6 protein-coding genes are annotated in these 5,962 nt (G+C 41.7%); 3 read left to right on the top strand and 3 right to left on the bottom strand.

What is annotated here, in order from left to right:
- Window positions 1–1,045 precede the first annotated feature (1,045 nt).
- Together K6984_RS29990 and K6984_RS29995 are read right to left on the bottom strand one after the other, a co-directional pair.
- Complete coding sequence (locus K6984_RS29990) at window positions 1,046–1,327, bottom strand: hypothetical protein (protein WP_221898617.1); 282 nt, start codon at window positions 1,325–1,327, stop codon at window positions 1,046–1,048.
- Window position 1,328: 1 nt separating this feature from the next.
- Window positions 1,329–2,018, bottom strand: a complete 690-nt coding sequence (locus K6984_RS29995) for a nucleotide-binding protein (protein ID WP_338024580.1) — start codon at window positions 2,016–2,018, stop codon at window positions 1,329–1,331.
- Window positions 2,019–2,229: 211 nt separating this feature from the next.
- Here K6984_RS29995 and K6984_RS30000 point away from each other — a divergent pair, with 211 nt between their 5' ends.
- The 3 genes from K6984_RS30000 to K6984_RS30010 all read left to right on the top strand — a co-directional run bounded on the left by K6984_RS30000 (window position 2,230) and on the right by K6984_RS30010 (window position 5,630).
- Complete coding sequence (locus tag K6984_RS30000; RefSeq protein ID WP_221898618.1) at window positions 2,230–2,856, top strand: DNA-binding protein; 627 nt, start codon at window positions 2,230–2,232, stop codon at window positions 2,854–2,856.
- A gap of 87 nt (window positions 2,857–2,943) precedes the next feature.
- Window positions 2,944–4,212 carry a DNA (cytosine-5-)-methyltransferase gene (gene dcm, locus K6984_RS30005; RefSeq protein WP_221898619.1) on the top strand — a complete coding sequence of 423 codons (1,269 nt, stop codon included), beginning with the start codon at window positions 2,944–2,946 and terminating at the stop codon, window positions 4,210–4,212.
- Between the two features lie 185 nt (window positions 4,213–4,397).
- Window positions 4,398–5,630 (top strand): type II restriction endonuclease, encoded by a 1,233-nt coding sequence (locus K6984_RS30010; RefSeq protein WP_221898620.1) that lies wholly within the window; start codon window positions 4,398–4,400, stop codon window positions 5,628–5,630.
- A gap of 28 nt (window positions 5,631–5,658) precedes the next feature.
- Here K6984_RS30010 and K6984_RS30015 read toward each other — a convergent pair whose 3' ends face one another.
- Entirely contained in the window at window positions 5,659–5,898 is a 240-nt protein-coding gene (locus tag K6984_RS30015; RefSeq protein WP_221898621.1) for a hypothetical protein, read from the bottom strand.
- Between the last annotated feature and the right edge of the window lie 64 nt (window positions 5,899–5,962).

Below are 5,962 nucleotides of genomic sequence, written 5' to 3' on the forward strand. Positions count from 1 at the left end.
GAGTCAGATTCCCTTGTATTTTCTTATATAAGGGAATCTTCATATATCGAGTATACGCTAAAAAAAGTTACTTTCCCCTAGGGCTGAGAGTCTGCTAAATGAAAGGTCTACTCAAATTGCTCTGATGAACAAGCGATTGGTTATATTATACGGTTTAAGGGATTGTAGTAATTAAACCAAAAGGGAAACTATGGTTTTCCCAACCATGATAATTTATCCTAATTGAGCAAGAAATTGATTTCATTCACGTTTAATAATTAGTTGAAATGAAGTCATACGCGTGTTATCCCCAAAGAGGAGTAACTATAAAACCCTAAATTGTAAATGTAATGATTTCGTATAAATATCCATAGGTTGTACATGACAGTAACCCTAGTCTTTGATTATAAAAGGATTATAGATATAGTACAATCTATATTATATTGTACACTAAATAGCGTTTTATTATGAAGTTTAAAAAGTTACTTCCTCCCTAGGGTAAAGAGTCCCCAGAATACTGTTGCTTGTTGCAATAAGCCAACCCTTTATTTTGGAATGGTTTACCGTTTAATCTTTGTTTTCTGTAACAGCTATAACAAACCACATACCACACACCCAAATTAGTCAATCGCTTATTGGGGGGCATGTAAGCCCCTTAAAGACCCACAAAAACCTTTAAGGGGTATGTATGATAGGGGGTAGCTGTTAAAGCGCCTTAAAAGCGATATAAAACGCCTTAGCGAAGAGCTGGCGCGCCATGTGTACTGTGAGTTATCCTTTTTAGAGTACTCGGATTCAATTGTAAAAACATCAGGCGCGCCCAAGATAGAAGATTACAGATACGATAAAAAAGTTACTTACCCCCTGGGCGAAGAAAAAAAACAGGTTCATAACCAGTTTTACACAAATACGTATCTTTTGCGACAGAACCAGAAAAGGCCATCTAGCACCTTGTAGACTATGTATTTATCTAGGGTAAAGCTGGCAATCCTAGTTCCTCGAGAAATGTATTATGCGTTTTGGTTGGTTCTTATTTTCTATTAATTTGAACCTTTATGACTTCGGGTCATGCGCCACTATTTCGGGTTTTAAATTCCTCGAACATCTCCAAAAACAAGACATTCATTGACTTGCTACGCATTGAGGCATACGCCTTAAACTCATTTCTTGCGCTCTCTGGTACTCTTATTTGCATGAGAACAAGCGAGCTAGGCGGCGTTTGTTCTGTCGCTGCTGCTGGCTTGGCTTTTGCTAGTAGGGTCTCCTCTAACTCAATCGTGTAAGGGTCAAGCCATGTTTTGCCTTTTGTGTCTGTTTCTTTGCTTACTGGTGGTTTTAGATTTGCCATGTTATGCGCTCCCCTGCTTCGCTGTTTGTTGCTCTATTGCTTTGTTAAATAATTGTTCTATGATTTTATTTGTTTTGTCGCTCAAGCTCTTAAAAGGCGTTTCCGTAAAGGATAAGCCCTTATCCATAGCTTGAGAATATGCCGATTTCATGGGAATCCAGCCACGCACCACGGAAAAATTCCAAGCCTCGATACTGGCGCGGGTATTCATGGCCTCTTTATCGCCCTTGTCAGGAACTCTACACACGACAAACACAATAGAGGCTCTATCTATACCCTTATTAACAAATTCAACGGCCAGTTTTAAAGACGGCTCTAAATCATCCACTGAAATTCCCACGGGTATTATAATCAGGTCACTTTTTTGGGCTATCGGCAAGGCGTGAGTATCAGCAAAGGCTTTGCCGTCCACTATAAGAATATCCGCATTATTCGCGGCTTTTAGTGCGGTTTTAGGCTCTGAATACAAAGAAACATCAATAGAAGGATCTACCCCGCTCTCTTTGCGCCGCTCCCCCCACAAGAAAGATGTTTGTTGTTTTCCGTCAAGGTCTGCGACATGTACCGCCCATTTATTACGCGCAAACTCAACCGCCAACGCACGAGCAAGGCTTGATTTTCCCACCCCGCCTTTTTGGTTTAATAATGAAATAATCATTTTTATTGCTTCTCCTACATATAATAAAAACATTGAAAATAATATAACCCATACTTAAATAAATTACAATACTATCAGTAAATATATTAAAAACAATACATGTATTAATACACATAAAAACACTATAAATGTTTTATGTATTAAAAACAATACTTATTATACTTACAGGTATATATTCCTTTACTTAGATAGTAGCTTGTAGTAATATTACTACTACTCTCTACTACAAAAATCAGGTGAAATTATGGAGCGCAAAAGCAAGGTAACGCAAAGCGCGGCCAATGCAGCATGTGAACAATTACAGGCCGATAGTAAAAACGTGACTGTAAACGCCGTTATAGGCATTACTGGCGGTTCTTTCTCTACTGTGGGCGATATGGTCAAGCTTTGGCGTGAAGAACAGGCCGCGCACTCTGCGCCATTGCTGCAAATGCCTGAAAGCGTTAATCAGGCCATGCACAAGGCGGCTTTTGATGTTTGGGCGGCTGCGTCCACTCTGGCGGGGGAATCTGTCGAACGTATCCAGCATGAAGCAGGGGAAGCCATAACCAAAGCAAAGGCGGAACTATCCGAATATATGGGGGAAGTTTCAAGGCTAGAAAGAGAATTAGAACAAGCTAATTTAAAAACTTTGGAAATGAAGCACAGCCTTGATACAGCGCAAGAAAAGGCCGTTAAGATCACCAGCGAAAATGCGGCCTTTGTTGCACAGCTTACCGAAAAAGATAGCCAGCTATTAAGCTTTAAAGCCGATTATGCCAAGCTTCAAAGCGAGCTTGTAGAAATTGCCAAAGCTGCAACCAAGCCAGCTAGAAAGCCAAGGGTAAAAACACCGCCAAAAAAGGCGGCGGAAGATGGGAAGATGGGATAAAGTCAAAGTTTATTTTGCCTATTATTTATCTGGGTTATATAATGACAATATGGCAAAATAACACCCAGAATGGAATGAAATGAAATAATGACAACCCTTGCACAAACAGAATTTTCCCGCCTTGTAAATCAAACCGGACTGCCTCTTGAGAAATTGGAAAAAACACTAGGATATTCCCGCCGCACCCTTGCACGTTATGAAAGCGGGGAGAGTAACCCGAAACCCCCTGTCCTTGAAACGCTACGGAACATCATAAAAAACCAGACTGTTACAAGCATTGAAAAACCCGCTTTCCAGTTTATTGATCTTTTTGCCGGAATTGGTGGGTTAAGACGGGGTTTTGATGGAATTGGTGGGGAATGTCTGTTTACAAGCGAATGGAACCAATACGCACAAAAAACCTACCTGGCAAATTATCATGATAAAGACACACATATTATGGCGGGGGACATTACAAAGATTGATGCTGTAGATATTCCCGCCCATGACATGCTTCTGGCTGGTTTCCCTTGCCAACCGTTTTCCATTGCTGGGGTAAGCAAGAAAAATTCACTTGGTCGTGCTCATGGTTTCAGGTGCGAAGCCCAGGGAACGCTTTTTTTTGATGTCGCCAGAATTATAGAACACCACCAACCCAGGGTTTTCCTGCTGGAAAACGTCAAAAACCTTGTAAATCACAATAAAGGGGAAACTTTCCGCGTTATCCATGACACCCTGAAAAACGAACTTGGCTATCAAGTCCACTGGAAGGTTATCAATGCAAAAAGCTTCGTTCCGCAAAACCGTGAACGTATTTTCATTGCAGGATTTAGAGAGCCTAATGATTTTACTTTTGATAACCTTGTTTTACCGGACCCGCTAAATGGGCCAAAACTCAAGACAATTTTCCATTCCGAAGATGGTAGCGAAGGGAAGGACGGACATTTCATAGAAGGAAAGAAAGGCAAAGTCTCTAAAAAATACACCCTGACAGATAACCTCTGGATATACTTGCAGAACTACGCAGAAAAGCACCGTAAAAAAGGAAACGGCTTTGGCTTTGGTTTGTGTGGTGCGGATGATATAGCCCGCACCTTATCAGCCAGGTACTATAAGGATGGCTCAGAAATACTGATTAAACAAAATCGCCGAAATCCCCGCCGCCTGACTCCGCGTGAATGTGCTAGGTTAATGGGGTTTGATACGCCTGGTCAATCCAGTTTTAAAATTCCTGTATCGGATACACAAGCCTATAAGCAATTTGGTAATGCCGTTGTTGTGCCTGTAGTGGAAGCAGTAGCGCAGCACATGGCGGCTTTTATTATGGATGAAGAAGAAACTCCGCCTTATACAGTGGAAAAATCAATCGCTGTGTAATAATGGTCGATATTGTAGACAAGGAAACGGAAAAGGCTCTTGCATCATCGGGATGGCGTATTCTTGTTATCTGGGAATGTGCCTTGAAGGGGCGAACAAAAAAACCAATCCAGCAGACTATCAGCTCTGTATCGGAATAGCTGGATAGTGGGAAAATCAACATGGAAATACAAGGGGAACAATGAATGGCTCTAATTGATTTAACCGACTGGATGAATGAACACACCGGACAAAATATAATCTGGTACGTTAAACGACTGGCAGCTAATGACACCCTTGCAAGTGGAGCGCATCAAGCAGGGGCGTATATTCCAAGAGATTTTATTCTTGATATATTTCCTTCAATGAATAATCCCGAAGCTGAAAACCCTGATAAATGGTTCGACCTGTATATTGACTCACATGGCGGGGATGCAAGACAGGTAAGGGCGGTCTGGTATAACAACAAGATCAGGGGAAAAGGAACACGAAACGAAGCTAGGGTAACAAATTTCGGCGGTAGTGAATCAGCCCTCCTTGACCCTGAAAGTACAGGCTCTTTGGCCACATTTGCCTTTCACCTTGGCCAGGGTGGCGAAACTTTCGCCTGTCATGTCTGGGTCTGCGATCATGAAGTTGAAGCCGATCTTATCGAGGAACGCATAGGCACACTGGAACCTGGACAATACAAAATATGGAGTGTTGACGAACACGATATTTTCTCTTTAAAAGTAAAACATACTAGCTGTTGGCTTGAACCCTCAGAGATCCCGCCAACCTGGATACAAAAATTCCCAACAGGTGCGGAAATCATCCAGAAAACAATGGAATTAAGGCCGTCACACGGAATAGCAATTGATTCCAGATTGATGAAAAGGCGGGATTGTGAGTTCCAGATATTCAGAAGCCTGGAGCAGGCTGTTGAATTGCCGCGAATACTGGAAGGATTCGATACGATAGACGCTTTTATATCACGCGCTCAATCAATATTACAACGCAGGAAAGCTCGTTCGGGACGCTCTCTTGAACTTCATATTAAAGAAATATTGCTGGAAGAACAATTGCAGGAAAACATTGATTTTCAGCACCAGCCTGAATCAGAACCAGGGAAAAAACCGGATTATCTCTTTCCTTGTGAGGCTGCCTATAAGGACAAAAACTATCCTGAAAAAAATCTGCGTATGCTGGCTGTAAAAACAACCTGCAAGGATAGATGGCGACAAATTTTAAACGAAGCTGAAAGAATTGAGCAAAAGCACTTGTTGACCTTGCAGGAAGGTGTTTCTGAAAATCAGTTCAAGGAAATGATAAATGCAGGAGTCCAGCTTGTCGTTCCTGAGCCTGTAGTATCTGCCTATCCAAAATCTATCCAGCCACATCTTCAAACCTTGGAAAGCTTTATCGGCGATGTCCGAATTTTGAATATTGGCAGAAGCTAAAAAGGCGGCTGAGTAGGGCAGGGCAGAATTACCACGGATTATCCCAGCCTAAAACACGCCCATCCTCTAAATCCCCTTGATGCCTCTCTAATGTTTCTTGCACGTTGGGCTGTATGCGGTGAACAAGATCACTTAATCGGGCTTTGTCTTCCTCTGTCTCCGCACCTTTAAGGCTATTGATTTCTTTTTGAACCCTTGCCCCTGCTTGAAAAATTTCTGTGATTGCATCCTCTAAAGGTGTTTTTTCATTATCTCTTGCATGTGACATTTTGCGCCCTTCCTTGGCTGTGTTTCATATATCTTATAGGATGATTTTTAAAATTTTGTCAATT

The sequence above is a fragment of the Bathymodiolus japonicus methanotrophic gill symbiont genome, assembly GCF_019721995.1.
Classification (GTDB): Bacteria; Pseudomonadota; Gammaproteobacteria; order Methylococcales; family Methylomonadaceae; genus Methyloprofundus.

Coding starts and splice junctions, on each gene's coding strand:
- K6984_RS30010 (WP_221898620.1), top strand. CDS start 4,398: ATGGCTCTAATTGATTTAACCGACTGGATGAATGAACACACCGGACAA.
- K6984_RS30000 (WP_221898618.1), top strand. CDS start 2,230: ATGGAGCGCAAAAGCAAGGTAACGCAAAGCGCGGCCAATGCAGCATGT.
- dcm (WP_221898619.1), top strand. CDS start 2,944: ATGACAACCCTTGCACAAACAGAATTTTCCCGCCTTGTAAATCAAACC.
- K6984_RS29990 (WP_221898617.1), bottom strand. CDS start 1,327: ATGGCAAATCTAAAACCACCAGTAAGCAAAGAAACAGACACAAAAGGC.
- K6984_RS30015 (WP_221898621.1), bottom strand. CDS start 5,898: ATGTCACATGCAAGAGATAATGAAAAAACACCTTTAGAGGATGCAATC.
- K6984_RS29995 (WP_338024580.1), bottom strand. CDS start 2,018: ATGTTTTTATTATATGTAGGAGAAGCAATAAAAATGATTATTTCATTA.